At 73.6% G+C, this 24241-nt stretch carries 28 protein-coding genes; 7 read left to right on the plus strand and 21 right to left on the minus strand.

Going from position 1 to position 24241, the window contains the following annotated elements; all coding sequences use genetic code 11:
- The first annotated feature begins 412 nt into the window (after positions 1-412).
- Positions 413-1186 (plus strand): hypothetical protein, encoded by a 774-nt coding sequence (locus tag AOM06_RS07245; RefSeq protein ID WP_062304085.1) that lies wholly within the window; start codon positions 413-415, stop codon positions 1184-1186.
- Here AOM06_RS07245 and AOM06_RS07250 read toward each other — a convergent pair.
- The 10 genes from AOM06_RS07250 to AOM06_RS07295 form a co-directional block, all read right to left on the minus strand.
- A complete protein-coding gene (locus AOM06_RS07250; RefSeq protein WP_062304086.1) occupies positions 1183-1689 on the minus strand; it encodes a GNAT family N-acetyltransferase in 507 nt (168 codons plus the stop codon). The two genes, AOM06_RS07245 and AOM06_RS07250, sit on opposite strands and share 4 nt — an antisense overlap.
- A gap of 7 nt (positions 1690-1696) precedes the next feature.
- Positions 1697-3037, minus strand: a complete 1341-nt coding sequence (locus tag AOM06_RS07255) for an MFS transporter (RefSeq protein ID WP_062304087.1) — start codon at positions 3035-3037, stop codon at positions 1697-1699.
- A gap of 113 nt (positions 3038-3150) precedes the next feature.
- A complete protein-coding gene (locus tag AOM06_RS07260; RefSeq protein ID WP_082105391.1) occupies positions 3151-4392 on the minus strand; it encodes a cation:proton antiporter in 1242 nt (413 codons plus the stop codon).
- Between the two features lie 3 nt (positions 4393-4395).
- Entirely contained in the window at positions 4396-4875 is a 480-nt protein-coding gene (locus tag AOM06_RS07265) for a cation:proton antiporter regulatory subunit (protein WP_062304088.1), read from the minus strand.
- A 51-nt stretch (positions 4876-4926) separates the two neighbouring features.
- A complete protein-coding gene (locus tag AOM06_RS07270) occupies positions 4927-5370 on the minus strand; it encodes a DUF6174 domain-containing protein (RefSeq protein WP_062304089.1) in 444 nt (147 codons plus the stop codon).
- A 5-nt stretch (positions 5371-5375) separates the two neighbouring features.
- Positions 5376-6275, minus strand: coding sequence for a phosphotransferase (locus tag AOM06_RS07275; protein ID WP_062304090.1), 900 nt, complete (start codon positions 6273-6275; stop codon positions 5376-5378).
- A 120-nt stretch (positions 6276-6395) separates the two neighbouring features.
- On the minus strand, positions 6396-7475 hold the full coding sequence (locus AOM06_RS07280; protein WP_062304091.1) for a sensor histidine kinase: 1080 nt from the start codon (positions 7473-7475) through the stop codon (positions 6396-6398).
- Positions 7472-8155 carry a response regulator gene (locus AOM06_RS07285; RefSeq protein WP_062304092.1) on the minus strand — a complete coding sequence of 228 codons (684 nt, stop codon included), beginning with the start codon at positions 8153-8155 and terminating at the stop codon, positions 7472-7474. The genes AOM06_RS07280 and AOM06_RS07285 overlap by 4 nt, the downstream gene beginning before the upstream one ends.
- Positions 8156-8165: 10 nt before the next feature.
- On the minus strand, positions 8166-8915 hold the full coding sequence (locus AOM06_RS07290; RefSeq protein ID WP_062304093.1) for a DUF2202 domain-containing protein: 750 nt from the start codon (positions 8913-8915) through the stop codon (positions 8166-8168).
- A gap of 83 nt (positions 8916-8998) precedes the next feature.
- Complete coding sequence (locus AOM06_RS07295; RefSeq protein WP_062304094.1) at positions 8999-9586, minus strand: GNAT family N-acetyltransferase; 588 nt, start codon at positions 9584-9586, stop codon at positions 8999-9001.
- Positions 9587-9738: 152 nt separating this feature from the next.
- Here AOM06_RS07295 and AOM06_RS07300 point away from each other — a divergent pair, with 152 nt between their 5' ends.
- The gene (locus AOM06_RS07300; RefSeq protein WP_062304095.1) at positions 9739-10572 is read left to right on the plus strand and encodes a siderophore-interacting protein; all 834 of its coding nucleotides are present in this window, start codon (positions 9739-9741) and stop codon (positions 10570-10572) included.
- 3 nt (positions 10573-10575) lie between these two features.
- On the opposite strand, the gene AOM06_RS07305 is transcribed toward AOM06_RS07300, so the two are convergent.
- From AOM06_RS07305 to AOM06_RS07325, 5 genes are all read right to left on the minus strand, one after another.
- Positions 10576-11475, minus strand: a complete 900-nt coding sequence (locus tag AOM06_RS07305; protein ID WP_062304096.1) for a phosphotransferase — start codon at positions 11473-11475, stop codon at positions 10576-10578.
- Positions 11472-12065 carry an RBBP9/YdeN family alpha/beta hydrolase gene (locus AOM06_RS07310; protein WP_062304097.1) on the minus strand — a complete coding sequence of 198 codons (594 nt, stop codon included), beginning with the start codon at positions 12063-12065 and terminating at the stop codon, positions 11472-11474. Before AOM06_RS07310 ends, AOM06_RS07305 begins: the two co-directional genes overlap by 4 nt.
- A 25-nt stretch (positions 12066-12090) precedes the next feature.
- Positions 12091-13338, minus strand: a complete 1248-nt coding sequence (locus tag AOM06_RS07315) for a Dyp-type peroxidase (protein ID WP_062304098.1) — start codon at positions 13336-13338, stop codon at positions 12091-12093.
- Complete coding sequence (locus AOM06_RS07320) at positions 13338-13859, minus strand: copper chaperone PCu(A)C (protein WP_062304099.1); 522 nt, start codon at positions 13857-13859, stop codon at positions 13338-13340. The genes AOM06_RS07315 and AOM06_RS07320 overlap by 1 nt, the downstream gene beginning before the upstream one ends.
- A 96-nt stretch (positions 13860-13955) precedes the next feature.
- Positions 13956-14543 (minus strand): hypothetical protein, encoded by a 588-nt coding sequence (locus tag AOM06_RS07325; protein ID WP_156163615.1) that lies wholly within the window; start codon positions 14541-14543, stop codon positions 13956-13958.
- A 79-nt stretch (positions 14544-14622) separates the two neighbouring features.
- Between AOM06_RS07325 and AOM06_RS07330 the strand changes: the two genes are divergently transcribed.
- Entirely contained in the window at positions 14623-15294 is a 672-nt protein-coding gene (locus tag AOM06_RS07330) for a class I SAM-dependent methyltransferase (RefSeq protein WP_062304101.1), read from the plus strand.
- On the opposite strand, the gene AOM06_RS07335 is transcribed toward AOM06_RS07330, so the two are convergent.
- The 3 genes from AOM06_RS07335 to AOM06_RS14740 form a co-directional block, all read right to left on the minus strand.
- The gene (locus tag AOM06_RS07335; protein ID WP_062304102.1) at positions 15261-16433 is read right to left on the minus strand and encodes a MalY/PatB family protein; all 1173 of its coding nucleotides are present in this window, start codon (positions 16431-16433) and stop codon (positions 15261-15263) included. The two genes, AOM06_RS07330 and AOM06_RS07335, sit on opposite strands and share 34 nt — an antisense overlap.
- A 41-nt stretch (positions 16434-16474) precedes the next feature.
- The gene (locus tag AOM06_RS07340) at positions 16475-16945 is read right to left on the minus strand and encodes an SRPBCC family protein (protein WP_062304103.1); all 471 of its coding nucleotides are present in this window, start codon (positions 16943-16945) and stop codon (positions 16475-16477) included.
- Between the two features lie 84 nt (positions 16946-17029).
- Positions 17030-17194, minus strand: coding sequence for a hypothetical protein (locus AOM06_RS14740; RefSeq protein ID WP_156163616.1), 165 nt, complete (start codon positions 17192-17194; stop codon positions 17030-17032).
- Positions 17195-17298: 104 nt separating this feature from the next.
- Here AOM06_RS14740 and AOM06_RS07345 point away from each other — a divergent pair, with 104 nt between their 5' ends.
- Positions 17299-17610 carry a TfoX/Sxy family protein gene (locus AOM06_RS07345; protein WP_062304104.1) on the plus strand — a complete coding sequence of 104 codons (312 nt, stop codon included), beginning with the start codon at positions 17299-17301 and terminating at the stop codon, positions 17608-17610.
- A 19-nt stretch (positions 17611-17629) separates the two neighbouring features.
- Here AOM06_RS07345 and AOM06_RS07350 read toward each other — a convergent pair whose 3' ends face one another.
- Both AOM06_RS07350 and AOM06_RS07355 read right to left on the minus strand, forming a co-directional pair.
- On the minus strand, positions 17630-18688 hold the full coding sequence (locus tag AOM06_RS07350; RefSeq protein WP_062304105.1) for a TerC family protein: 1059 nt from the start codon (positions 18686-18688) through the stop codon (positions 17630-17632).
- Between the two features lie 267 nt (positions 18689-18955).
- The gene (locus AOM06_RS07355) at positions 18956-19819 is read right to left on the minus strand and encodes an ATP-grasp domain-containing protein (protein ID WP_062304106.1); all 864 of its coding nucleotides are present in this window, start codon (positions 19817-19819) and stop codon (positions 18956-18958) included.
- 116 nt (positions 19820-19935) lie between these two features.
- Between AOM06_RS07355 and AOM06_RS07360 the strand changes: the two genes are divergently transcribed.
- The 3 genes from AOM06_RS07360 to AOM06_RS07370 all read left to right on the plus strand — a co-directional run bounded on the left by AOM06_RS07360 (position 19936) and on the right by AOM06_RS07370 (position 23083).
- A complete protein-coding gene (locus AOM06_RS07360; protein WP_062304107.1) occupies positions 19936-21096 on the plus strand; it encodes a hypothetical protein in 1161 nt (386 codons plus the stop codon).
- A 113-nt stretch (positions 21097-21209) separates the two neighbouring features.
- Positions 21210-21881 (plus strand): response regulator transcription factor, encoded by a 672-nt coding sequence (locus AOM06_RS07365; RefSeq protein WP_062304108.1) that lies wholly within the window; start codon positions 21210-21212, stop codon positions 21879-21881.
- Positions 21878-23083, plus strand: coding sequence for a sensor histidine kinase (locus AOM06_RS07370; protein WP_062304109.1), 1206 nt, complete (start codon positions 21878-21880; stop codon positions 23081-23083). The genes AOM06_RS07365 and AOM06_RS07370 overlap by 4 nt, the downstream gene beginning before the upstream one ends.
- A 4-nt stretch (positions 23084-23087) precedes the next feature.
- Here the strand turns inward: AOM06_RS07370 and AOM06_RS07375 are convergent, their stop codons facing one another.
- A complete protein-coding gene (locus AOM06_RS07375; RefSeq protein WP_062304110.1) occupies positions 23088-24218 on the minus strand; it encodes a VanZ family protein in 1131 nt (376 codons plus the stop codon).
- Positions 24219-24241: the final 23 nt, after the last annotated feature.

Genomic DNA, 24241 nt, shown 5'->3' on the forward strand with positions numbered 1-24241 from the left:
CGGCGGCCGGAACCGACCCGCGGGTGACGCGCCGCGCCCGCCAGCGCGTCTCTGCGCGCGCTCGGGAGCTTCGCTCCGCGGTGCTGGCACCTTTCCTGCACGACGGGCAGGGCCGACGCGGCAGCCGGCACCGACCCGCGGGGCACGCGCCGCCGCTGCTGCCGGGAAGCTCGTCGCGCGGTTGTCGCCGCCGCGCCCGTCGCGCAGTTGTCGCCGTCGCGCCCGTCGCGCAGGAAAGGTGCGAGCACTTCGCGCGCTACATCAGATGAGCATGCTCGCCGATGTCCCGAGGCGCCAGAGAGCACGGCGTCGTCCACAGGACGTGGGCCCGCCGGGGCCCGCCGGTGAGGGTTGCGCCACGGTGGGCTTCGGCGCCACGGCGCTTCGGTGAACCGACGTAGAGAGGTCGAGGATGCGCGACGACGTGCCGGCGTGGAGCGAGCTCGTCGGGCGGGAGGCAGCCGAGCCGGTGGCGTACCCCTACTTCGAGACACGCGACGTCGGAGCGGTCAGGCGGCCGTCCCGCCAGTGGCTCCGCAACGCCGTCGCGGGGCGTCGTGTCCTCACCCTGGCGCGGGGCAAGCATCTGGCGCTGCCCCGCTACGCCGCGCCCGAGTGGCGGGCCGATCCCATCGAGGTCGCCTGGATGATGGCGGCCGCGCGCTTCGGGAGGCAGGCGCCGTACGTCAGCGCGCTCTCCGCGGCCTTCGTCCACGGTGCGGCGCCGCGCGTCCATGGCGAGGTGCATGTCACCGTGCCGCGATGGACGCGGTCCGTCGCGCTTCCCGGTCTGGACACCACGGTGACCTTCCATGAGCGCGATCCCGAGGAGTGGCTCAAGCACATCGCATGGCGCTTCCTGCTCGCGCGCCGCGGGGAGGAGGTCGTCATCGGCGAGGCCGGCGACATCGATGGGGCGGTCGACATGGTGCAGCCCGTCGGCGTCGACGTCGAGACCGTCGTGGGCGAGCTGTGCAATCCGCGCGTGAGCTCCCCCGCGCAGACGCTGCTGGACCTGGCGCACAGCCCGATGCGCGCGGGCGAGCCCGCGGTGGCGACCGACGCCGCCGCCGCGCTGCTCCGCCTGGTCGACTTCCGCGAGCTGCGCAACCTCGCGTCGCGCCAGCGCCGGCACGACGCGGTCGAGAGGGTGGGCGGCTTCCGAGAGCCGCGGCGGCGGCCCTAGAGGACCAGCTGCCAGAACCCCACATCGATCCAGCGGTCGAACTTGAGACCCGCCTCCGGGATGGTGCCGACGTGGCGGAACCCGAGCTTCTCGTGCAGCGCGACGGAACCCGGATGCGGCAGCGCGATGCCGCCGAGCACCGAGTGGACAGGCGCGTGCACCGAGTCCGTGAGGCTCCGCAGCCGCTCGATGAGCTCCGTGTAGAGCGCGGTCCCCACGCCTCCACGACGCACGTCGGCATCGAGGTAGATCGAGGCCTCGAGCGTGTGGTCGTAGGCGGCGCGCTCGCGGTACGGGCCTGCGTAGGCGTAGCCGACCACGCGTCCCTCGTCCTCGATCACGAGGTAGGGCAGGCCCTTGGATCGGATCTTCTCGATCCGTGCCCACATCTCGTCACCGGACACCGGCTCGACCTCGAAGGTCGCGGTGTCGTGGCGCACGTAGTGTGCGTAGATCTCCGCGATGCGGGCGGCGTCGCGGGCGGGGTCGGCGTCTCTGATCACGGCGCCATTATGCGGCCACGGGGAGAGGGTCGTCGCGGGACACCTGCTCCTCGTAGGCGCGTCGGTCGCGGAGGTAGCGCCACGACGCCAGCGCGATGACGACGCCCGCCGCCCCGGCGCATGCCGTCACCTGGAACCCCGCCGAGTAGCCGGCCCGGTCGATGACCGCGCCCGCGAGCCACGCGCCCGCGGCGACGCCCAGATCCATGCCCGTGCGCGTCCACGTCATGCCCTCGGTGAGCCTCGAGCGCGGCACCAGCGCATGCGTGACACCGTCCCCGACCGCCATGGTCGGGGCGATGGCGAGGCCCGTGAGGAACATCAGCAGGCCCAGGATGGGGAGGTTCGGCGCGAGCATGAAGGACACCGCGCCGATGCCGGTGATGGTCACGCCCCACAGGAGCCGCGAGGCGAGGGTGCGCGCCCACACGCGCGAGCCGTACGCGAGCCCGCCGACCAGCGAGCCCACGGCCCACACCGCGAGCACCAGGCCCGCCATGTCCTTCTGGCCCAGCTCCTCCGCGAACGCGACCGTCGACGCATCGACGGATGCGAACATCGCACCCTGCGTCGCGAAGATCGCGGTCGTGACCACGAGCGCCGGGGTGGTGACCAGCAAGTGGCCGCGCAGCGCTCCGCGGTACCGCTTGAGCCCGCGCGGCCGCGGCGGCAGCCCCACGCGCTCGAGGGTGCCGTCGATCACCAGCGCGGTCGAGTGCTCATGCTCCGCCTGGAAACGGCGCGCATCGGCCCGGCGCGCGGGAGGCTCGGTCGCGGTGAGCGACAGGAACCCGTACCCGCCGATCGCGAGCGTCACCACGGCGACCACGCTCGGGACCCACGAGGCGACCTGGGTGGCGAGGACCGTGGCCAGCGCGGGACCCGCGATGAACAGCACCTCCTCGAGCGACGACTCCAGGGAGAACGCGGTGTTCAGGGCGTCCTTGTCGGGCACGATGTGCGTCCACCGTGCCCGCGTGTGCGTCGACTGCGTGCCGCCGGCCGCGAGCAGCGGCGTGCACAGCAGCAGCACCCACAACGGCTGATGCGTGAGCGCGGCGGCGATGAGCGCCAGCCGTCCGGCGATCGCGATCGCGAAGCCGATCCGGAGCACGCGCGACTGACCGTAGGCGTCGATGAGCTTGCCCACCTGGGGCGAGATCGCCGCATACGACAGGGCGGTGGTCGCGAGCACCAGCCCGCCGTACTCGTACCTCCCGTACTCGATCTGCACCAGGAGGAACGTCGCGAGCCCGGTCAGCCCCATCTGGATGCGCGCGACCAGGCCCCACGCCGTGAACGCGCGCGCGCCGGGGAGCGCGAGGATGCCTCGATAGGGAGAGAGCATGACGGAACCTCACAAGACCTGAGATCTCGCGCGTCCTCGCGCGGAAGCCACGCCAACTGCGCGACGTGGCCGGCGCATCGTCCCCGGGGCACGGCCACGGCGGAGACGACGGCTCATCGTCTCACACGGGAACCGCTGCCGCGGACGGGGGTCTTGAGCGGCGAGGGGATGCGGTCGGCGAAGCGCATGAGGATCGAGCCCGCCACCGCGAGCGTGAGGACGTAGGCCGCGGCGAGCGGGCCGAGCAGCGGCTGCGCGCCGGCCGCGACGCCCAGGCCGGCGATGACGATCGAGAACTCGCCGCGCGGGATGAGCGACATCGCGGTGCGCCACTGGCCCTTGGGGCCGATGCCCGCACGCCGCGCCGCCCACACGCCGGTCCCCGCCTTGGTGACCGCCGTGACCACGGCGAGGATGAGCGCGGGCACGATGACGGGTCCCAGGTCGCGCGGATCGATGCCGATGCCGAAGAACACGAAGAAGATCCCGCCGAACACGTCGCGCAGCGGCGGCATGAGGCCGCGGATCTGGTCGGCGACGTTGCCCGACAGAGTGAGGCCCAGGAGGAACGCGCCGACCGCGGCGGAGACCTGCACGGCCTCGGCGAGCCCGGCGACCAGGAACGCGAGCCCGAGCACGCCCAGCAGGAGCAGCTCGCGGGAGTGCGAGTGCACCACGGCGGACACGTGGCGCGAGAAGCGCACGGCGAGCAGGAACGCGACCGCGACGATCGCGATCGCGATGCCGGCCGCGACCGCGCCCTGGAGGAACGTCGCGCCGGCGAGCATCACCGCGAGCAGCGGGAGGAACACCGCCATGGCGATGTCCTCCATGACCAGCAGGCTGAGGATCACCGGCGTCTCGCGGTTGGCGACGCGGTCGAAGTCGTCGAGCAGGCGCGCGATGATGCCCGAGCTCGAGATGTACGTCACCCCCGCGAGGATGATCGACGCCTGGACCGACCACCCGAGCAGCTGCGCGACCACGAAGCCGGGCACCGCGTTGAGCACCAGGTCGACGATCCCCGCCTGCCACGTGGTCCGCATGCCGACCTTGAGGTCGTCGGGCGAGTACTCGAGCCCCAGCAGCAGCAGGAGCAGCACCACGCCGATCTGGGCGCCGATGGACAGGAACTCCTCGCCGGCGTCGATCGGGATGAACCCGCCCTCGCCCATGACGAGCCCCGCGAGCAGGTACAGCGGGATCGACGGGATGCCGATGCGGTTGGCGAGCCGGCCGAGCAGCGCGAGGACGATGAAGACGAGCCCCAGCTCGATGAGGACGGTCGACGTCTCCGCGTGGGCGCTCGCCAGCTCGACTCGCAGTCCCGGCACGGGAGCGGTCGCGGCGAGCATCGCTCAGCCCGTGAGGATCGCGGCCGCGCGGTCGACGGCCTCGTCGGATCCCATCACCAGGACGACGTCGCCCGGCTCGAAGATGAAGGAGGGCTCGATCCCTGGGATGCCCTGATCCCCGCGGATCACGGCGACCACGGAGGCGGAGGTCTCGGTGCGGATGCGGCCCTCCGCGAGCGGCCGGCCGACGAGGCCCCCGGTCGCGGGCATCGTCACCCACTCGATCGCGAGCCCGACGATGGTGTGCCTCAGGTCCTCGAGCCGCGCGATGATGTTGGACCCGCCCAGGAGCTCGGCCATCTTGCCGGCATCGCCCTCGGACAGCTCGACGGTGCCGCGGCACGAGTCCGGGTCGTCGCGGTCGTACAGCGCGATGTCGCGCTTGCCGTCGCGACGCACGACCACGCCGACGTGGTCGCCGCCCTCGGCCGTGAACTCGTAGCGGACGCCGACTCCGGGGAGCGGGGTCTCGAAGATGTCCATGGGGCTAACTGTCCCACGTACGAGGGGCAACCGGCTACGCCGCGGGACGGGTCACCCGACCTCGACGCCGTGGACCTCGACCGCGTACTCGTCGTCGTAGGTGTCCTCGTCGGGGTCGAGCTCGATGCGCCGCGGCATGCCGTCGTCGTCGCACTCGAGCACCGCGATGTGAGGGTCGCCGACCGCTACGAGGTTGTAGTGCTCGATGAGCCCGACGAGCGTGGGGAACTCCTCGGGCAGGGGGACGTAGTCGCTCGCGGAGTACTCGGCGATGTCGTCGAGCGGCTCGGCGGACGCGACCTCGCGATCGCGGACCGTGATGCGCCACGTCCCCGCGGTGGGGCCGAACACGGTGATGGTCGCCTCGTACGTGTACGCGGCGGGCTCCGTCCAGGGTTGGTCCGGCGCGGACGATGCCGGTGCGGTCCCCGGCACGGCGCAGCCGCCGGCCATGAGCGCGAGCGCCGCGATCCCCGCCCGGCCGCGCCCGCGCATCGTCCCTACGCCTCGTGCGCAAGGCCGAGCTCGATGAGCCGCTCCCAGGCCATGCGGGCCAGGAACGGATCGTCGAGCTCGATGTGGGTGAGCGCGGCGTAGAGCTGGTAGGACTGCGCGCGCCAGGCGGTGGCGGTGCTGACCTCGCCGTAGCCCGCGTAGAGCTCGTCGCGCATGTCGAGCGGGACCACCGTGGCGGCGCCGCCCAGGTCCGCCGCGGGGTCGCCCGCGCCGAACCGGTGCCAGATGAGGATCCCCGCGAACTGGCCGCGGTCCGACTGGATCGAGCGAGGCTCGAGGCGTCCATGGGTCCACGTCAGCGGCACGTCGAGCGGCGCGACCGCGCCCACGCGGAACAGCGAGTCGACCGACTCGACATCGAGGACCCGGTTCTCGGGCGCGCCGCGGAGCGAGGCGAACACCAGCAGCCGGTCCCACTCGCTCAGCAGGCTCGCGAGGCCGGTCGCCGTCGCGGGGTTGGTCGGGGCGTCGGCGGGTGCGGGGACGTGGATCTGGCGGATCGCCGCGCCGAGCGAGCGCGCGGAGCTCGCGTGCAGCGGCACGAACGCGGCCGTCGACGCCGAGACCCATCGCACGAGCGTCCAGTGGTACGGGAAGCCGTGACCCGGGCGGCCCATGTCGATCGGGGCGCTCACGGGGAAGGTGAAGCGGGCCAGGTGGGGCGCGATGACGTCCGCGGAGCGGGCGAACAGCGGGTCGTCGAGAGCGAAGCGCGGGAACAGCGCGCCGTGGTGGTCGCCGATGCGCACGGCGATGTGGTCCTCGTGCGTGTAGCGCCGGCCCACCTCCTGGTCGGCCAGGTGGGGGAACTGATCGTCGATGAGCGCGCGGACCTGATCGTCGTCGACCGTGACCGGCCGGGCGATGCGCGAGCTCGGGAGCATGGGCGCCACCCTAGCGAAGATCACGCTCGCCGTGTGAGATGCGCCACAGATCACGCGGGCATGTGACGGGAACGCGGTTTTTGCCCGTGTTTCTGCGGTAAAGGGGTGCGCGCGGCGCCGTCATCGAGGACGGGCCGCGGGGAGCGTGAGCGTGAACGACGCGCCCCGACCCACGCCGTCCGAGGCGGCCGTCACGTCGCCGCCATGCGCGCGGGCCAGGGACCGCGCGATGGTCAGCCCGATGCCGCGGCCGGACCGCGCGCCCGCCGCGGGGCCGCGGTAGAAGCGCTCGAAGACGCGCTCGAGCTCGTCCGGGGCGATCCCTGCGCCCGTGTCGGTCACGGTCGCGACGGCGGCCTCCCCGTCGAGCGCCGCGCGCACGACGACGTGGCCGCCCTCGTCGCTGTGCGCGAGCGCGTTCCCGAGCAGGTTGACGAGCACCTGGATGATGCGGTCCGGATCCGCTACGACGGGCGCTTCCGCGGGCGCGTCGACGGCGAGCGCGACCCCGCGGTGCTCGAACTGGGGGCGGAGGCGATCGGCGGCATCGACGGCGAGCCGGGCGAGGTCGGTCGGGACGATGTCGAGCGCGAGCGTGCTCTCCTGCGCGCGCGACAGCGTCGACAGGTCCTCCGCGAGCCGCCGGAGCCGTGAGGCCTCCGCCGCGACCCGCTCGTACGCCTCCGGGCCCGCCTCGATCACCCCGTCGAGCAGCCCCTCCATGGTGCCGCCGATCGTGGTGAGCGGCGTCCGCATCTCATGCGCGACCTCGTCGATGAGCCGCGCACGACGCTCCTCGGCCTCCCCGAGCCTCGCGGCGAGCGCGTTGACGTCGTCCGCGACCGCCGCGAGCTCGGCCTCGGGCGCGCGCGGCACGCGGCGCGAGTAGTCGCCCGCAGCGATCGCGCGCGTCGCCTCCTGCACCTCCGCGAGGGGGCCCGCGATGCGGCGCGAGACCCAGAGGGCGGCGATCGCGGCGGCGACGATGCCCGCGGCCGCCCCCCAGCCGAGCGCGAGCGGGAGGGCGTCGGCGAGCGCCCGCTGGGCCGAGTCGGCGCGCATCATCGCCCCGTGCATCGTCCCGATGCGGCGCTGGTAGGCGACGCCGCCGACCGTGGTGCCCACCACCAGGAGCGCGACGACGCCCGCCGCCGCGACCGCGAGGTGCGAGGCGAGCAGGCGCCCCCGCAGGGAGCTCATGGGGCCGCCAGCTTGTAGCCGACCCCGCGCACCGTGAGGATCATGCGAGGGTCCTCCGCCGGGTCGTCGAGCGCGCGGCGGAGCTTGCGGATGTGGACGTCGACGATGCGCTCGTCGCCGTAGAAGTCCCAGCCCCACACGCGCTCGATGAGCTGGCGGCGTGTGAAGACGCGTCCCGGCGCGGTGGCGAGCGCTCCGAGCAGGTCGAACTCGAGCGCGGTCAGCGCCGCCGGCCGGTCGCCCACCGTCACCTCGTGTGCGGCGGGGTCGATGCGCAGCTCCCCGATCGCGATCCGCTCGTCCCCGGGTGCCGGGTCGCCGCGGCGCAGGATCGCCCGGACGCGCGCGACCACCTCGCGCGGGCTGAACGGCTTGGTGACGTAGTCGTCCGCGCCGAGCTCGAGGCCCACGATGCGGTCGGCCTCCTCGGCGCGCGCGGTGAGCAGCAGGACGGGCACCGAGGAGGTGCGTCGTAGCCGGCGCAGCGTCTCCATGCCGTCGATGCCCGGCAGCCGCACGTCGAGGATCGCGAGGTCGACTCGCGACGTGGCGAGCGCCGCGAGGGCGTCCTCGCCCGAGCCCGCCTCGATCACGTCGAAGCCGTCGCGGCGCAGGTAGCCGCCGACGAGCTCGCGGATGCTCTGCTCGTCGTCGACCACCAGCACGGTGCGGGCTCCCACGCCAGCAATCCTAGGGAGCCGGGACGCCGGTGATCTCTGCGACCTCCGCGGGATCGAGGACCGAGGCCTCGTACGCGATGCCGTCGGCGTCGAGCGCCTCGACCAGCACCGTGAGGTGACGCTCGCTCGCGTGCTCGAGGTGGTCGTACATCGCCGCGACCGTGTCCGAGTCGACGTCCTGCCCGCGGAGGTCGGCGATGTCGGTCTCCTCCACGAGCGCGCCGACGGTCAGCGCGCCGGTCTCGGAGCGGGTGCCCTGCGCGAGCAGCTCGTCGCAGAGCGACTGCAGGTCGGCATCCTCGTAGACGCCCGGCTCGGCGTCCTCGGTCGGGTCGTCGAGCCCGTAGGCCTCCATGAGGCCGGTCACGGCGCGCAGATGCATGTCCTCGGCGTGGGCGAGCACCGCGAACGTGCGCAGGTCCCAGGCGTCCGCGAGCTCGTCGTAGAGGTCGCCGGCCATGCGCTCCTCCTCGGCCATGGCCGCGAGCGAGGCGGCGTCGGCGTCGCTCGCCGGGCCGTCGTCGGCCCAGGCGCCCATGAGGCAGCCGCCGTCCCGATCGCCGCCGCGGTAGCCGCCGCTGTCGCGGTCCGCATCCCAGCCGCGCATCATCCCTCCCATGCGCGCGCCGCCCATGCCGTAGCCGCCGTACGAGTCGTCGGCGTCGCCGCCCGACGCGGCCCACGCTGCCCCCGCCGGGATGGCGAGGAGCGCGGCTCCCGCCGCGACGGCCCATGCCCTGGTCCTCCGCGTGGTGGTCATCGGGGTCCCCTTTCCTTCGATGACCCCAGTCCATCGCGCGCACATGAAGCGCGGGGCGGCGCGCGTGTGAAGATTCCGTGAAGCTAGGCCGGCACGCCGGGCCCGGCGGCCGCTCCCATGCGCCGGTGCGCCCGCCACTCGCGTGCGAGGAGGCCGAACAGCGCATCGTCCGAGACCTCGTCCTCGACCCAGAAGGCCTCGCGCTTGACGCCCTCCGGCTGGAAGCCCAGGCGCGTGAGCACCGCGATCGAGCGCTCGTTGTCGGGGTGCGTCGCCGCCTCGATGCGGTGGACCTCGGTGACGTCGACGAGGTAGTCGATCAGCGCGGTGGTGGCCTCGGTCGCGTAGCCCTTGCGTCGCGCCCAGCTGTGCAGCGTGTAGCCGATCTCGGCGGTGTGGCCGTGCTCGTGGAGGTACACCGCGACGTCGCCGACCGTGCGGCCGTCCACGCGACGCTGCACGTCGAGCTGGAACCAGTGGCCGGGCACGGGGCCCTCGTGGTGCTCGCTCTCGCGGATCACGGCGAGCGCCTTCTCGACCGAGTAGGGCACGCGCCACGCCTGATACATCGCGGTTTCCGGGTCGGAGCGGCGCGCGGCGAAGTCCTCGGCGTCCTCCTCGGAGAACGGGCGGAGCACGAGTCTCTCGGTGTCGAGCGGATCGAAGGCCACGGCCACACAGTAGCGGGACATAACCGCGCTATGCCGGGTGCGCCACGCTCGGAATTAGGCAACAAACCCGTTGCGGATGTGGTCTACACTGACGCGAGGTAGGTGAGCCTCACCTTGCTGCAGGATCCACCGTCCCCCACGAACGGAGCCTCATGGAGACCATCCACGCCGCCACGGTCACCGCGAGCGAGGTGGTGACGCCGCACATGATGCGCGTGCGCCTGCAGCTCGACGATCCCGCCGCATGGGTCTCCGACGGCACGCCGGACGAGTGCGTCCACGTCGAGGTGGGCGCGGAGACGGACGATGCGGACGGCCACAGCGCGCGCCACTACACCGTGAGCGGGCACTGCGACGGCGGCTTCGAGATGGAGATCTTCATCCACGGCGATGGCCCCGGCGCGACGTGGGCGCGGACGGTGCAGCCGGGCGACCGCACCGAGGTCTCGGACTCGAAGGGCTACTACGCGGCGCCCGCGGGCGCGGGCGTGAGGGTGCTCGTCGGCGACGCGACGGCGCTGCCCGCGATCGCGCGCATCCTCGCGGAGGCGGGTCCCGATGAGGTCTTCCACGTGGTGTGCGAGCTCGGCGACCTGGCCGATGCGCGCGATCTCCCGACCGCCGCGACGGTGACCGTCGACTGGCGGCTCGGTGGCAACGGCCGGCGCCCGTCGCAGCTGAGGGACGCGCTCCTCGAGCTCACGGACACCCACCTGGACCCCGAGGCCGGCGCGTATGTGTGGGTCGCATGCGAGGCCAAGGACTCGCGCGCGATCCGCACCATGCTGCGCCGCGAGCTCCGCCTGCCGATCACGCACTTCCGCATCGTCGGCTACTGGCACAAGGACCTCGAGCACGCGATCCGCGTGTGGAACGAGGCCTCCGAGGAGACCAAGGCGGAGTACATGGCGCTGTGGCGCGACGACCGCTCCGACGAGGAGAACTGGGTCGAGCTCGAGCCCTTCCTCCAGAAGATGGGCGCCTAGGGCTCAGCCGGCCAGGACGTCGAGGTCGGCGAGCGCGCGCGTCCCCGCATCCGCGTACGGCTGCTCGTCGAGCGCGGCGAGCGTGACCGCGTAGGCGAGCGCCTCCGCGCGGATGCGCAGCAACGCTGACTCGTCGAGCGGCGTGACCGCGTCGTCGTAGCCGCGCAGCAGGTCGCGCATCCGTGCCCCTCCGACCAGGCACCACGCCTGGCCCAGGTCCGTCGCGGGGTCCGCGACGCCCAGGTCGCCCCAGTCGAGGATCCCGCCCAGCCGTCCCCGGTCGCTCAGCACGTTCGCGCCGTGCAGGTCCAGGTGGCACCACGTCTCGAGCGGACGCCGCTGCGAGGCTCCCAGCTCGAACTGCTCGCGCGCGAGGGCGTCGTCGAGCGCCAGCCCGCGCTCGAGGAGGCGGGCGACGCGGTCGTCGAACCGCTCGGCGCGCTCCGCGAGCGGGGTCGAGCGGAACGGGTTGCGCGGAGCCTCGGGCGGGGCGGGCGAGTGCAGCGTCGCGAGCGCGCGACCGAGGTCCGCCGCGCCGCGTGCGGACAGCGGCGTGGCGTACGCGGGATCGCCCGGGAGCCACGGCACCACGGACCAGGCCCACGGGACCTCGGCCGACGGGGAGCCGAGCCGCTCCGGCACCGGTGCGCGGAAGGCCCACCCGGGCGCGAGCCGCGGCAGCCACACGTGCTCGCGCTCGATGAGCTGCGCGGCGTGCGCGCGGCGCGGGATGCGGACCGCGAGATCCGCGCCCAGGCGGATCGTGACGTTGTCCCACCCCTCGTACGTGGGACCCAGGGCGAGCGAGGCGAGATCGGGATGGTCGCGCGCGAGGAGCGCGTGCGCCGTGTCAGGGGTGACGGAGATGTCCGCGGGAGGGGCTGACCACGACGCTGTGCTCATGCGTCGAGGCTACGGGCGCCCTCCCCGAGCCGCCACCGGGCGTCGCCGGCAAGCGCCCATTCGAGCATGGCCGCCCACGGTCCGTGGCCGTCGTCCGGGTTGAGGTGGCCGGGGCCTGGCAGGACGATGCAGGGCAGCCCCCACGCGCTCGCGACGGTGTCGAGCGGCTCGCGCCGGTACGGATCGGCCTCGCGCGCGAGCAGCGTCGCCGGCGACCGCCATGGCGGGGCAGGCTCGTCGGCGAAGGCCCACGCCTCGAGGCCCGGGGGCGGCGGGTCCATCACGGGCGGTGCGACCAGCAGCACGCGGGCCACGAGCGGCGCGGCCCCCACGGCCTCGAGATGCCGCCACAGCACGGTGCCGAGCGAGTGCGCGATCACGATGCGCTCGCCGTCGCCCTCGGTGAGCATCTCGAGCTCCCCGAGGGCGACCTCCCGCCACGCGTCCCGCACGGGCGCGGAGGGGGAGGGCAGCTGCGGGTACTGGACGGGGATGCGCCTGTCCCGCAGCTCCTCCGCGAGCCACCACATCCAGTGCGTTCGCGGACGAGTGTGCTGGTAGCCGTGGAGAAGCAGGACGCGGGAGGTCACCCGGGCATCGTCCCACGGGCCGAGCTCAGGCGAACAGCCCCTCCCCGACGAACCCGCCCTCCTCGCAGCCGGGCGGGATCGCCCACACGCCTGAGCCGATGGGCGTGGTCCACGTGTTGAGCAGGTCCGCCTGCGCGAGCCGCTCCTGCATCGGCACGTACTGCGCCGCGACGTCCCGCTGCCACGAGCCGAACAGCAGGCCCACGTTCGACACGGCGGGACGGCCCTGGGAGTCGAGCGCGCCCTCCTCGACGGGGTCGTCGTAGCTGAAGCCGATGCGGACGATGCCCTGGCCGGGGTCGCTCACATGCGAGCGGGCCGCGTGCGCGGCCGGGTTGATCACCGTGAAGCCGCGCTCATCGGTCTTCTCGAGGTCGACCGCATCGTGCTCTCCGCCGCCCGTGAGCGGGGCGCCGTCGGCGAGGCGCCGGCCCACGGAGGCCTCGCGGCCCTCGCGGCCGACCTCGTCCCAGCCCTCGAGGTCCATCGCGATGCGCCGCAGCACCAGCGAGGTTCCGCCGCGCAGCCACGCGGGCGCCTCGTCGCCGGCCCAGACCGCGCGGTCGAAGGCCTCGTCCCCGGGCTTGGGCGTGGTCGAGCCGTCGACCTGCCCGAAGAGGTTGCGCATGGTGGTGCCGGAGGGGTCGGTGCCGTACGCGCGCCGGAACCCGTTCTGGCGCCAACGCAGGGTCGCGAACGCGCGCGAGTCGCGCACGACCATGCGCGCCAGATGAGCGATCGCGGTCGGGTCGTCGCCGTGCAGGAGCACCACCGCATCGCCGCCGGACCAGCGTTCCTCGAGCGCGTCGATCTGCGGGAATGCGGGCAACGGCCCGAGCCAGCCGGGGGCCTCCGCTCCCGCGCGCTCGACCGCGGCGCGGCCCAGCCCGAACGTTGCCGTGAGCCCCGCGGGACGCACCGCGAGCTCGGGCTCGAGGTCGGCCAGCGCGCCGCGGCCCTGGGTCAGGCGCGCCGCATCGTCCGTGAGGAGGCGCAGCCACGCCGCGAGGCGGTCGCGACCGGTGTCGGGCAGCAGGTCGAACGCCAGGTAGGTGGCGTACGCGCCCGGGGTGGACGTGACACCCGCCTGGCGTGCGCCGTGGAACGGGACGATGCGCGCGCCGTTGATCCCGGTCGCGTCGGCCGCCGGCGCGGGGGAGCCGGGGAGCAACCCGGTGCGCTCGGCGCCGAGCGTGACGGCCGCGCCCGCGCCGGCGGCGGCCCCTCCGAGGAGGAGCCGTCGCCGGCTGACGCCGGTGCTCTCCGCGGGCATCAGCCCTCCGCGGGCTCCTCCGAGGAGCCCATGTCCATCGAGTCCTCGTGGTCGTAGTCCTCGTTCGCGCCGTCGAAGTCCTTCGCGGTCGCGGTGAAGGTCACGGCACCGCCATCGGACAGCTCGAGGGTGAAGTCGACCTCGTCGCCCGCCTCGATCGCCTCGGGGAGGCCCATGAGCATGAGGTGGTAGCCGCCGGGCTCGAGCGTGAGCGACTCGCCGGCCGCGATGGTGAAGCCGCCGTCCTTCTCCTGCATCTCCCCGCCGACCACCTCGTGGAGCTGGATCTCGGGCGACGCGTCGGACGTCGCGGCGACCACCGTGACGTCCTCGTCGGAGGTGTTGGTGAGGGTGCCGAAGGCCGCGGACATCATGTCCTCGGGCGTCGCGGTCTTGACCCACGGGTCGGTGACCTCGAGGGTGCCCGCGGCGGGCGCGTCGTCGGAGGCGCAGCCGGCGAGGGCGGTGGCCGCGACCAGGGTGGCGGCGGCGGTGGCAAGGAAGCGGGGACGGGTGAACATGACTCTCCTGTGATGGTGGTGCGCGCGCGTGCAGGGGCACGCGTCGGCGCGGGTGTGCCTGAAGGGGATGCGGGCGTGGCCCGCGGATATCGAGGTTCAGGCGGTCACGGGAGGTCCGCGCCCGGAGGGCACGGCGAGCACGAGCGGGAGCGTCGCGAACGCGCGGGTCGGCGCCGGGACCAGGCGCGGCGCGGGGGCGAGCGCGGGCACGGGGCCCAGGCGCAGCGACGCGAGCAGCGCGTCGAGCGCGAGGGCGACGATGCGCGAGGCCGCGGCGAGGACCGTCCCCGCGGCGCGGATGCCCAGGTAGGTGATCGTCCCGGCGACCAGGTGCGCGAGGGGCATCGCGGCATGCGCGTGCACGCCGGTGCCGTCGAGCGCGCCCGCGAGGGCCGCCGCATCGTGCCCCGCATGACCGGTCGCGCCCGGGGCATCGGCCGCGCCGAGCGAGAACGTGGTGTGGAGAGCGGCCTGGCTCGCGCCGACCACCAGGGCGAGCCGCCAGCGGCCGAGCGGGCGGCCGGCCAGCTGCGCCGCCACGGCGAACGAGGCGCCGAGCGGCGCGAGCACTGCGAGCAGCGCAGGCGCGGTCCCGCCGGCGAGCATGTGGAGCGCGAGCGCGGAGAACGTCGACAGCATGGCGGCGCCCGCGGCCCGGCCCAGCCTCGACGTCCCCTCGTTCACGCGCACGATTCTCGCACGGCCCGGGACCGAGGTCCCGCCCGTCGGGGACCACCCGCGGCGTGGGGGATGATGGTGCGTCATGAGCGAGACGACGCCTCAGGACGCGAAGGAGCGTCCCGACCACCAGCGCTGGAACTACAACATCCACTACATGCAGCCGCTCGTGGCGGACCTGCCCGAGACGGCACGCACCGCGCTCGACGTCGGCTGCGGCGAGGGCTACCTGGCGCGCAGGCTCGCGGAGCGGGGGCTCGAGGTCACCGGGATCGACACCGACCCCGCCGCGATCGGCCGGGCGCGCGCGCAGGGCCACACCGTCGAGCTGCTCGACTCGACCGAGGAGGCGCCGCTCACCTCGCCGTCCATCACGTACCGCGTGGGCGACGTGCTCGCCGACGACCTCGGGACGTACGACGTGGTGAGCGCGTCGGCGATGCTCCACCACGTCGACCTCGAGGCCGGCCTCGAGCGCCTGCGCGACCTGGTCGCGCCGGGCGGGCGGCTCATCGTGGTCGGGATGGCGACGCCGAACTGGCCGCAGGACCTGCCGCGCGACGTCTGGGCGACGTTCGTCGACAAGTTCCAGCGCCTGTTCCGCGGCTACTGGGACCACGGCTGCGAGTGCGTCTGGCCCGCGCCGCACAGCTTCCGCGACGTGCGCGGGGCCGCCGCGCGGCTGCTGCCCGGCTCGGTGTACTCGCGCGAGCTGATGTGGCGCTACACGCTCACCTGGGACGCGCCCTCGGCCTGAGCCGCCGCGAGCGTGTGGGCGATGCGGCGCACGGCCTCCTCGAGGATCGCCGGCGATGTCGCGATGTTCATGCGCGCATGCCCCGCGCCGCCGGTGCCGAAGTCGGTGCCGATGTTGAGCGCGAGCCGCCCGTGCGTCATGAGCGCGTGCGACGGGACCTCGCCGAGCGTCGCCCCGAAGTCGAGCCACGTGAGGTAGGTGCCCTCCGGCACCGTGAACCGCACGGCAGGGGCGTGCTCCGCGAGCAGGTCGCGCACCAGCAGGCGGTTGCGGTCGAGCCCCGCGAGCATGCCCGCGAGCCACTCGCCGCCCTCCCGGTAGGCCGCGGTCTGCGCGATGACGCCGAGGTGGGACGGGCCGTGATGCTTGCCGCGGAGGTAGGTGTCGAAGCCCGCCGACTCGGGGCCGCCGACCAGGAGCGCCGACGGGATCGAGGCGAGGTTCCAGGCCTTCGACGCGGCGTGCAGCGCCATCCCGGTCGGGTCGACGTCGAGGTACGGCGTGAACTCATGCGGCGCGTAGACGATCGGCGCGTGGATCTCGTCGGACACCACGGGCACGCCGTGCCGGCGGGACAGCTCCGCGACCGCCTCGAGCTCGGCGCGCGTGTGGACCGTGCCGCCGGGGTTGTGAGGGTTGCACAGGAGGTAGCCGGCGCGGCGTCCCCCGGCGGTCGCCTCCGCCATCGCGCGGTCGATCGTCTCGAGGTCGAGCCGGAGGTCGGCGCCCAGGGGCGCCTCGCGGACCGTGCGCCCGGCCTGGCGGAGGTAGCTGAAGAACGGCGGGTACACCGGGGAGTTGACCAGGATCTCCGAGCCGGGGTCCGTCACCTCGAGCAGCGCGTCGACGTAGCCCATGATGACGCTCTGCACGGGCGTGACGCGCGCGGCGTCGAGGCCGCCCCAGGTCCAGCGGGCCTGGGCGAAGTCGATGAAAGCCTCGATGTAGGGCGCGGGCGTGGGATACCCCATGTCGCCGTTCGCGACCGCGCGCTGCAGCGCCTCCTGGACGGGCGGCGCGAGGTCGACGTCCATCTCGGCGACCCACAGCGGGAGCACGTCGGGATCGAAGTGGGTCCACTTGGCGGAGGTCCGCGTGCGCAGGCGCTCGAGCGGGACGATGAAGGGATCCGCGGTCATGGCGCGAGCCTAACCGAGGGCCGGGCGCGCCGACAGGCGTCTCAGGACATCGAGCGGAGCATCGTCTCGAGACGCTCGAGCGGCTCCCGGAGCCGTGCGAGGCCACCCATGTTGAGGTAGGCCGTGCGGTGGTACTCGGTCGGGAACAGGTGGCTCACCTTCATCATGGTGCCGATGGGCGCGCCCGCCATCTCGACGCGGATCCACGTGAGCACGTCCGGGAACAGCTCCGAGATGTGCGAGAAGGAGACGCGCGCCTCCCGCTCGACCTTGTCGTAGCGGCCGTAGAACGTGAACGAGTTGCCCTCGGGATCCACCTGGACCAGGCGCCAATGACCGCCCGGGGACACGTCCATGTCGACGGACCTGTTGGAGTAGCCGTGCGGGGCGAACCACTGCTGGATGTAGAGCGGCTCGGTCACCGCGGTCCACACTCGCGCCACCGGGAAGGGGAGCCGGACCGTCGCCACCAGCACGGCGGGCTCCGCGGGCGCCTCGACCGAGATGTCCATGCCACGCTCCTGAGCTCGACCAGACGTCCGACCCTTCACGTCATCAGCCTGGTAGTCGGGAGCATACCCGTCAAACGGAGCGATTCAGGCACCCGGGCGGAGGATGCCCTTGCCGACCCTGAGGCCCTTCGCGACCTTGGATCCCTCGCCTCGACGGGCCTCGACCTCGTCCGCGATCCGCCCGAGCAGCGCCGCCGCCACCGGGATCGCGATCGCCATGAACAGCCATCGTCCGAACCTGCGCCTCATGCCTGCTCCCTTCCCTGCCTCTGCACGTCGTGCCATGTCCGCACCTCCATGGATCCCAACGCTACGGCCCGCCGATGCTTCCCGGCCGGGCGTAGCGTGGACGCGTGAGCACCGCCCGCGCCACCGTCGAGCACCTGCTCGAGCAGCTCGAGCCGCTTCCCGTGCGGGTGCGCGCGATGTTCGGCGAGTACGCGCTGTACTGCGACGAGAAGGTGGTCGCACTTGTGTGCGACGACACGCTCTTCCTCAAGCCGGCCCCCGCGTCCGACGGGCTCCCGGAGGCGCCGCCGTACCCGGGCGCGAAGCCCTACCGCGTCGTCGACCGCGTCGCGATCGAGGATGTCGAGCGGCTCCAGGCGCTGGTGCGCGCGACGGCCGACGCGCTGCCCGTGCCGAAGCCGCGCAGGGCCCGCTGATCGGGCCCCGCGCGGTCCCTCAGCGGGCCGTGTCGTCGGGCGTGGGGTCGACGAACGTGTGCACGTCGGCCTCGGCGGCCGCGAGCTCGGCCTTCTTGGACGCGCGCAGGCTGGTCACGGTGGTGACCGCGAGCACGCCCACGATGACGACGAGCGAGAGCAGCGTGGGGATGGTCGGCACGCCCGGCCACACGCCGTGGGCCCAGTGCAGGACCAGCTTGACGCCGATGAAGCCGAGGATGACGGACAGGCCGAAGCCGAGGTGGACCAGCTTCGACAGCGCGCCCTCGAGCACGAAGTACAGCGCGCGCAGGCCCAGCAGCGCGAACGCGTTGGTGGCGAAGACGAGGTACGGGTCGGCGGTGATGCCGTAGACCGCGGGCACGGAGTCGACCGCGAAGACGATGTCGGTGAAGATGATCGCCGCCATCACGAGCGCGAGCGGGGTGAGCGCGCGGCGGCCGTTGCGGATGACGGTGGCCTTGGTGCCCTCGTACTCGCCGGTGACCGGGAAGAAGCGGCTCAGCAGCTTGACGATGCGCATCTGCTCGGGATCGACGGTCTCGTCCTCGTGGCTGAGGGCGTCGCGGAACACCTTGACCGCGGTCGCGAGGAGGATCGCGCCGAACAGCAGGAACGTCCAGTCGAAGGTCGCGATGAGGCCCGCGCCGAGCGCGATGAAGAGGCCGCGCAGCACGATCGCGCCGGCGACGCCGAACAGCAGCACGCGCTGCTGCAGCACCCGCGGCACCGCGAACGCGCTGAGGATGAGGATGAAGACGAAGAGGTTGTCGACGGACAGCGACTTCTCGACGATGTAGCCGGTGTAGTACTTCACGCCGATGTCGGAGCCGTGCGCGGCCCACACCCACCCGCCGAAGGCGAGCGGGATGGCGATGTAGAACGCGGTCCAGCCGAGCGCCTCCTTGAAGGAGACCTCGTGCGGCTTGCGCGTGACGATGAAGTCGAACACCAGCAGGCCGATGACGGCGACGATGGTGCCGATCCACAGCCCGGGGGTGGCGATCGTGTGCAGCGCGGTCTCGGAGCTCGAGGCCTCGAGCATGAGCGGGGACATGGGTCTCCTCAGGTACGGCGAAGTCCTGAGGTCTCCTTCGCCGCTGGCGCGGCGCCCGCCCGGGAGGATCCACGAAGATCTCGTATTGACCGGAACGGGGCTTGGGAAGTACTCCCCTCAAAGCCAAGAAGATAGCCGACCGATCGCGGCTCCGCCACACGCGAGAGCACGTCAACGGCGGATCCGGGCCCCGTCAGCGGCGACACGCCGACGACACGCCGGTGCGTGTGTGGCGGAGCCGCGATTCGGTGTGGCGGAGCCGCGGAGTCAGAGGAGCGCGCGGAAGGCTTGCGCCGCTCGCACGGGCGCCGCGGGGTCGAGCGTGAGGAACAGGCTCGGCTCCGTGAGCTCGAGCTCGAGGACCACGGGGCCGTCGGCGGCGGGCAGCAGGTCCACCCGCACGTAGGCGAGGTCGGGGTGCCCCATGCCGGGGAGCGCGGCGACGATGCGGTCGCCGAGCTCGCGCTCGGCCTCCGTCGCGGTGGCGGCCGTGATCTCCTCGTCGGCGTAGAGCCCGGTGTCGAAGGACATGTCGCGCGACAGGATCGCGCCCTTGCGCGCCGCGTGGGAGAAGCGTCCTCCCAGGTAGACGAGCGCCGTCTCGCCGGACGTGTCGACCTCGGCCAGGTACGGCTGGAGCATCGCGACCTTGCCCTGCGCATGCAGCGCCGCAACGTGCGCGGCGGCGCCGGCGGCGTCGCCGTCGAACAGCCGCGCGCCGTTCGAGCCCGCGCCCACCGAGGGCTTCACCACGAGATGCCCGCCCAGCCCGACCACCGCATCGTCCGGGACCGCCTCGCCCGGCGCGACGAACGTGGTCGGCACCACGGGGAACCCCTCCGCCGCGAGGTCCGCGAGGTAGCGCTTGTCGGTGTTCCACGCGACCGTGTCGACCGGGTTGAGCAGGCGCGTGAGGGACGATGCGCGGCGCGCCCAGGCGAGGAAGCCGTCGAGGTCGTCGTGGTAGTTCCACGTCGAGCGCAGGATCGCGAGGTCGAAGCCGGCCCAGTCCACCGCGGGGTCGTCCCACGCGACGAGCTCGGCCTCGGGCAGGTGCGGGAGGAGCGCGGCCTCGTCCGCATCGGGGGAGGCGAGCTCGACGGTGGTGACGATGGCGATCCGGGCGGGCATGGCGCTCACCCTAGCGGCGGCGTCCGCCGCGAGGTGACGCATCTCACGCGCCCCGGACCGCGCGGCTGACGGGTGAGCGCGCCTGGCGCGACTACCCTCGCGGACAGGAGGTGCCCATGTCGCGCTGGAGCCATGCGCTCGCCGCGGTCGCCGCGACGGCGATCGGCGCCGGGATGCTCGGCGGCGCGTACCTCACCGTCGAGCCCATCGTGCGCGTCGAGGGCACGGCGCAGCCGGGCGCCACCGCCTCGTCGACCGCCTCGCCCAGCCCGACGGCCTCACCCTCGCCGGAGGTGACCGCGATCGCCGAGGGCTGCGAGTGGGACGCCCTGCCCGAGGCCGCGCGCCCGGCGATGATCGAGGACGATGCGGAGGGCCTTCCCGCCGCGCGCGCCATGACCGAGGCGGCGTGGTGGTGCGTGGACCAGGGCTGGACCGTCGAGGTGCGCTCGGCCGGGGGCGACACGTGGCGGCCCGGCGGCACGGCGCAGGCGCTCTACCTGGTCGCGCCGGACGGCGACCTGCTCAAGCTCTTCGATCTGCGCACCGACGTCGAGGTGGTGGTCCTCGACGCCGATGTCGACGCCCGCCTCGCGTGGACGGCGCGGGAGACCGGCGCGGAGGACGGCGCCGCGACCACGCAGGTGGTCCAGGTGGAGCTCGACACGGGCCTGGTGGTCGACGACTGGGGCGGCGCCGCCATCCCCGACGCGCAGCGGACCGAGGGCACCGTGGTCGACGTCGCGCCGCTGCCGCAGTTCGGGGGCGAGGGCACGCTGTGGGCCGGGTACTCGCCGGCCGGCTCGATGCGCTCGCTGTTCGTGCGCGAGCCCGGCGGCGCCTTCCGTGCGCTCGACGCGCAGCGCGCGATCGACTCGCTCGTGGCGCAGGGATCCGTCGACGGCGACCGGGAGCCCGGCGTCGAGCTGTGGACGGACCGCGCCGGCACGCTCGCGATGATCCTCGCGCAGGAGCCCGTGCCGGTGGAGATCCCCGAGGACGCCACCGTCAAGGAGATCGAGCAAGCCACGGAGAAGGCCTCGTGGCGCTCGAGCGGCGGCACCTGGGTGGTCGTCGACCTCACGACGGACCAGTGGCGGCTCGCCGAGGCACGCCTGCCCCGCGGCCTGTGCCACGGCTCGACGGGGACGTCGCTGCCGGGGACCTACGCGAGCCCGGGCCCGCTCGTGGTCGAGTGCGACGTGAGCGCCGACGAGCGCGGGGTGTTCGCGCTCGCGCTGGACGCCGACCCGGTCTCGCGCGACTCCGGCCCCTGACCCGAGCGGGACGGCTCCTTATCTTGGTCCCACGTGACGATGCGTAGGGTGGGCGGAGTTCATCGGCCCGGCCCGTCGAGAGGGGTGCACGTGCAGCGGATCGGAGTCCTCGCGTGAGGGTGCTCGTCGTCGAGGACCACGCGGTGCTCGCGCGCGAGGTCGCCACGGGTCTGAGGAGGGTGGGCCTCGCGGTCGACGTCGCGCGCGACGGTGCGGAGGCGCTCGAGAAGGCGGCGGTCAACGCCTACGACGTGGTGGTGCTCGACCGCGACCTGCCCCGCGTGCACGGCGACGACGTGTGCCGCGCGCTGGCCGCGACCGACGCGCCGCCCCGGATCCTCATGCTCACCGCGGCGGGCGCGCTCGAGGACATCGTCGAGGGCCTCGGGCTCGGCGCGGACGACTACCTCGCGAAGCCGTTCGCGATGGTCGAGCTCACGGCGCGCGTGCGCACGCTGGGACGCCGTGCCGGCATCGCGCCGCGCCCGCATCTCCGCATCGGCGGCCTGGAGATCCGGCCGGACGAGCATGCGGTGACGCGCGACGGCCGTGCGATCAGCCTGGCACCGAAGGAGTTCGGCGTGCTCGAGGTCCTTGCCGCGCAGCCCGGGCGCGTGGTGTCCGCCGAGACTCTCCTCGAGAAGGTCTGGGACGAGTACGCCGACCCGCTCACCAACGCGGTCCGCGTCACCATGGTGACGTTGCGCCGCAAGCTCGGCGAGCCCGCGCTCATCGAGACCATCAAGGGTGTGGGCTACGTGCTCCGCGCGGAGGGTGAGGGATGACCGTCACCATCCGCGTCAAGCTCACCGCGATGTTCGCGCTGCTGTTCGTGGTGCTCGCGGGGGTCCTGGTGACCACCGCCTACCTGTTCGTCGCGAGCGCGACCGCGCCGGAGGCGCAGATGGCGGAGCGGCAGCAGGCGCTCGCGGAGGCGCTGGCGGAGCAGGGCGTCGACCTGCCACGCGCGTCGGCGTCGCCGCCGGCCGAGGCCGGCGGTCCGCCGGAGGGCGGTCCGGGCGATGTGGTGGGACGGACCCTCGAGCAGATCTCCGAGGCCGCCCGCGCGAACGTGCTCGACAACCTGCTCACGCGCTCCCTGCTCGCGTTCGCGATCTCGGCGGTGATCGCGGTCGGCCTCGCGTGGTGGCTCGCGGGCCGGGTCCTCCGCCCGGTCGACGAGATCGCGCGCGCGGCGAGCACGCTGTCCGAGCGGACGCTCGATCGGCGGCTGCCGGAGGACGGCCCCGACGACGAGTTCGCGCGCCTGCGTCGTGCCTTCAACGGCATGCTCGCGCGCCTCGAGTCCGCCTTCGACTCGCGCCAGCGGTTCGCGGCGGACGCCTCGCACGAGCTGAGGACGCCGCTCGCGGTGCTGCGCGCCTCCGCGGACAACGTGCTCTCCTCCCCGCGACCGTCGCGGCAGGCGCGCGAGCTCGCGGCGGAGGTCGAGGCCCAGGTGGCGCGGGCCGACTCGCTCATGACGAGCCTCCTCACGCTCGCGCGCGCCGACGACGTCATCCACACGCGCGAGCGCCTGGACCTCGCCGATGTCGCGGCCGAGGTGGTCTCCGCCGCGTCGCCGCGGGCCACCGAGGCCGGCGTCGAGATCGACCTCGACATCGCCGACGCCCCGATCGAGGGCGACCCGGTGCTCATCGAGCGGCTGCTCGCGAACCTGCTGGACAACGCCCTGCGGTACAACGTGCCGGAGGGCGGCTGGGTGCGCTGCCGCGTGTGGAGCGAGGGCGCGCATGCGTGCGCCGAGGTGTCGAACTCCGGCCCGATCGTCGACGCGGACGACATCCCGGTGCTGTTCGAGCGCTTCTCGCGCGGCCATCAGCGGTCCGAGGTCGCGGGCCACGGGCTGGGCCTGCCGATCGTGGCGCGCGTCGCGCAGGTCCACGCCGGGGACGTGGGAGCGTGGCCGGGGGAGGACGGCGGGCTCAGGATCCGCGTCGCCTTCCCGCTCGCCGGCGAGGGCTGACGCCCTACGACCCCTCGCGCGCGGGCACGGGCGCATCGTCCCGAGGAGCGCGCAGCGCCGCGAGCGCGGGACGCGTGAGGGTCGTGGTGCCCGACACGAGGGAGCTGAGCGAGCGCTCGTCCGTGCGCGTCACGGCGACGAGCGCCTCCGCGAGCAGGATCGCGGGCAGCAGCGAGGGGACGAGCGCCCACGGCAGCCACCGGGTCGCCCAGCGCGCGACCATGCGCCACGTCGGGGGGTGGCCGGCGCCGCCGGTGGTCGCGGGTGCCACGTTGAGCAGCAGCTCGCCCAGGGTGGCGCGATCCTTCCGGAGCAGGCTGGGCAGCAGGGTGACGGCCGCCGCAGCGCCCACATCGATGGCGATCTCGATCCAAGGGGTGCCGATGCGCTCCTGGGCGTGCGCCAGGGTGTCGGACCGGGCGATCAGCGCCTGCACGGTCGAGGCGGTCGCGAGCGCGAGCCCGACCACGAGCGTGACGTCGACCACCACCGCGAGCGCGCGCCGTGCGCGCGAGGGAGGCTCGAGGTCCGGCACCGGGCGCGGGCTCGCGAACGCGAGCCGCGCGATCCCCACCGACGCGGCGAGCCCGAGCGCGCCGCCGAGCGTGTTGAGCAGCACGTCGCCCAGATCCAGCGTGCGGTAGGGGCACGGGTACATGCCGTACACGCCGGTGCCCTGCGTGAGCTCGATCGCGGCCGAGGTCCCGGCCGCGATCCCGACGATGCGCGTGCCGCGCCAGCGGGTCACCTGATGCAGGAAGAGCCCGAAGGGGATGAACAGCAGCACGTTGAGGAACGCGTAGCGGACCATCCAGCCGTCGAGCGCGTCGGCGAGACCGCGATGTGAGATCGCGCGCGCCACCTGGCGGAGCTGCGCGAACGGGTCGAGCTCCCACCTGTCGGTGAGGCCCACGCCGGTGCAGTCGAGCCGGCCGGGCTCGGGCAGGGGGAACAGCGTGAAGGCGGCCAGGGCCGATGCGGAGGCCAGCAGCCCCGCGGCGCTCACCAACGGCCAGGGCTGGAGCCTGCCGTAGCGCCGGACCACCACGCCGAGGGCCGGCAGCATCGCGATCGGCAGGACCGCGACCGTGAGCACGGCCGTGATGGCGGTGTCGATGCGGAGGTCGGGCCCCATGGCCTCACCCTACGAGAGCGGAC

The organism is Demequina subtropica, assembly GCF_000971235.1.
GTDB lineage: Bacteria > Actinomycetota > Actinomycetes > Actinomycetales > Demequinaceae > Demequina > Demequina subtropica.

Bases quoted from the DNA above. Each gene is read 5' to 3' on its own strand.
- AOM06_RS07245 (WP_062304085.1), top strand. From the start codon at position 413: ATGCGCGACGACGTGCCGGCGTGGAGCGAGCTCGTCGGGCGGGAGGCA.
- AOM06_RS07255 (WP_062304087.1), bottom strand. From the start codon at position 3,037: ATGCTCTCTCCCTATCGAGGCATCCTCGCGCTCCCCGGCGCGCGCGCG.
- AOM06_RS07260 (WP_082105391.1), bottom strand. From the start codon at position 4,392: ATGCTCGCCGCGACCGCTCCCGTGCCGGGACTGCGAGTCGAGCTGGCG.
- AOM06_RS07265 (WP_062304088.1), bottom strand. From the start codon at position 4,875: ATGGACATCTTCGAGACCCCGCTCCCCGGAGTCGGCGTCCGCTACGAG.
- AOM06_RS07270 (WP_062304089.1), bottom strand. From the start codon at position 5,370: ATGCGCGGGCGCGGCCGGGCGGGGATCGCGGCGCTCGCGCTCATGGCC.
- AOM06_RS07275 (WP_062304090.1), bottom strand. From the start codon at position 6,275: ATGCTCCCGAGCTCGCGCATCGCCCGGCCGGTCACGGTCGACGACGAT.
- AOM06_RS07280 (WP_062304091.1), bottom strand. From the start codon at position 7,475: ATGAGCTCCCTGCGGGGGCGCCTGCTCGCCTCGCACCTCGCGGTCGCG.
- AOM06_RS07290 (WP_062304093.1), bottom strand. From the start codon at position 8,915: ATGACCACCACGCGGAGGACCAGGGCATGGGCCGTCGCGGCGGGAGCC.
- AOM06_RS07300 (WP_062304095.1), top strand. From the start codon at position 9,739: ATGGAGACCATCCACGCCGCCACGGTCACCGCGAGCGAGGTGGTGACG.
- AOM06_RS07305 (WP_062304096.1), bottom strand. From the start codon at position 11,475: ATGAGCACAGCGTCGTGGTCAGCCCCTCCCGCGGACATCTCCGTCACC.
- AOM06_RS07315 (WP_062304098.1), bottom strand. From the start codon at position 13,338: ATGCCCGCGGAGAGCACCGGCGTCAGCCGGCGACGGCTCCTCCTCGGA.
- AOM06_RS07320 (WP_062304099.1), bottom strand. From the start codon at position 13,859: ATGTTCACCCGTCCCCGCTTCCTTGCCACCGCCGCCGCCACCCTGGTC.
- AOM06_RS07330 (WP_062304101.1), top strand. From the start codon at position 14,623: ATGAGCGAGACGACGCCTCAGGACGCGAAGGAGCGTCCCGACCACCAG.
- AOM06_RS07335 (WP_062304102.1), bottom strand. From the start codon at position 16,433: ATGACCGCGGATCCCTTCATCGTCCCGCTCGAGCGCCTGCGCACGCGG.
- AOM06_RS07340 (WP_062304103.1), bottom strand. From the start codon at position 16,945: ATGGACATCTCGGTCGAGGCGCCCGCGGAGCCCGCCGTGCTGGTGGCG.
- AOM06_RS14740 (WP_156163616.1), bottom strand. From the start codon at position 17,194: ATGAGGCGCAGGTTCGGACGATGGCTGTTCATGGCGATCGCGATCCCG.
- AOM06_RS07350 (WP_062304105.1), bottom strand. From the start codon at position 18,688: ATGTCCCCGCTCATGCTCGAGGCCTCGAGCTCCGAGACCGCGCTGCAC.
- AOM06_RS07355 (WP_062304106.1), bottom strand. From the start codon at position 19,819: ATGCCCGCCCGGATCGCCATCGTCACCACCGTCGAGCTCGCCTCCCCC.
- AOM06_RS07360 (WP_062304107.1), top strand. From the start codon at position 19,936: ATGTCGCGCTGGAGCCATGCGCTCGCCGCGGTCGCCGCGACGGCGATC.
- AOM06_RS07370 (WP_062304109.1), top strand. From the start codon at position 21,878: ATGACCGTCACCATCCGCGTCAAGCTCACCGCGATGTTCGCGCTGCTG.
- AOM06_RS07375 (WP_062304110.1), bottom strand. From the start codon at position 24,218: ATGGGGCCCGACCTCCGCATCGACACCGCCATCACGGCCGTGCTCACG.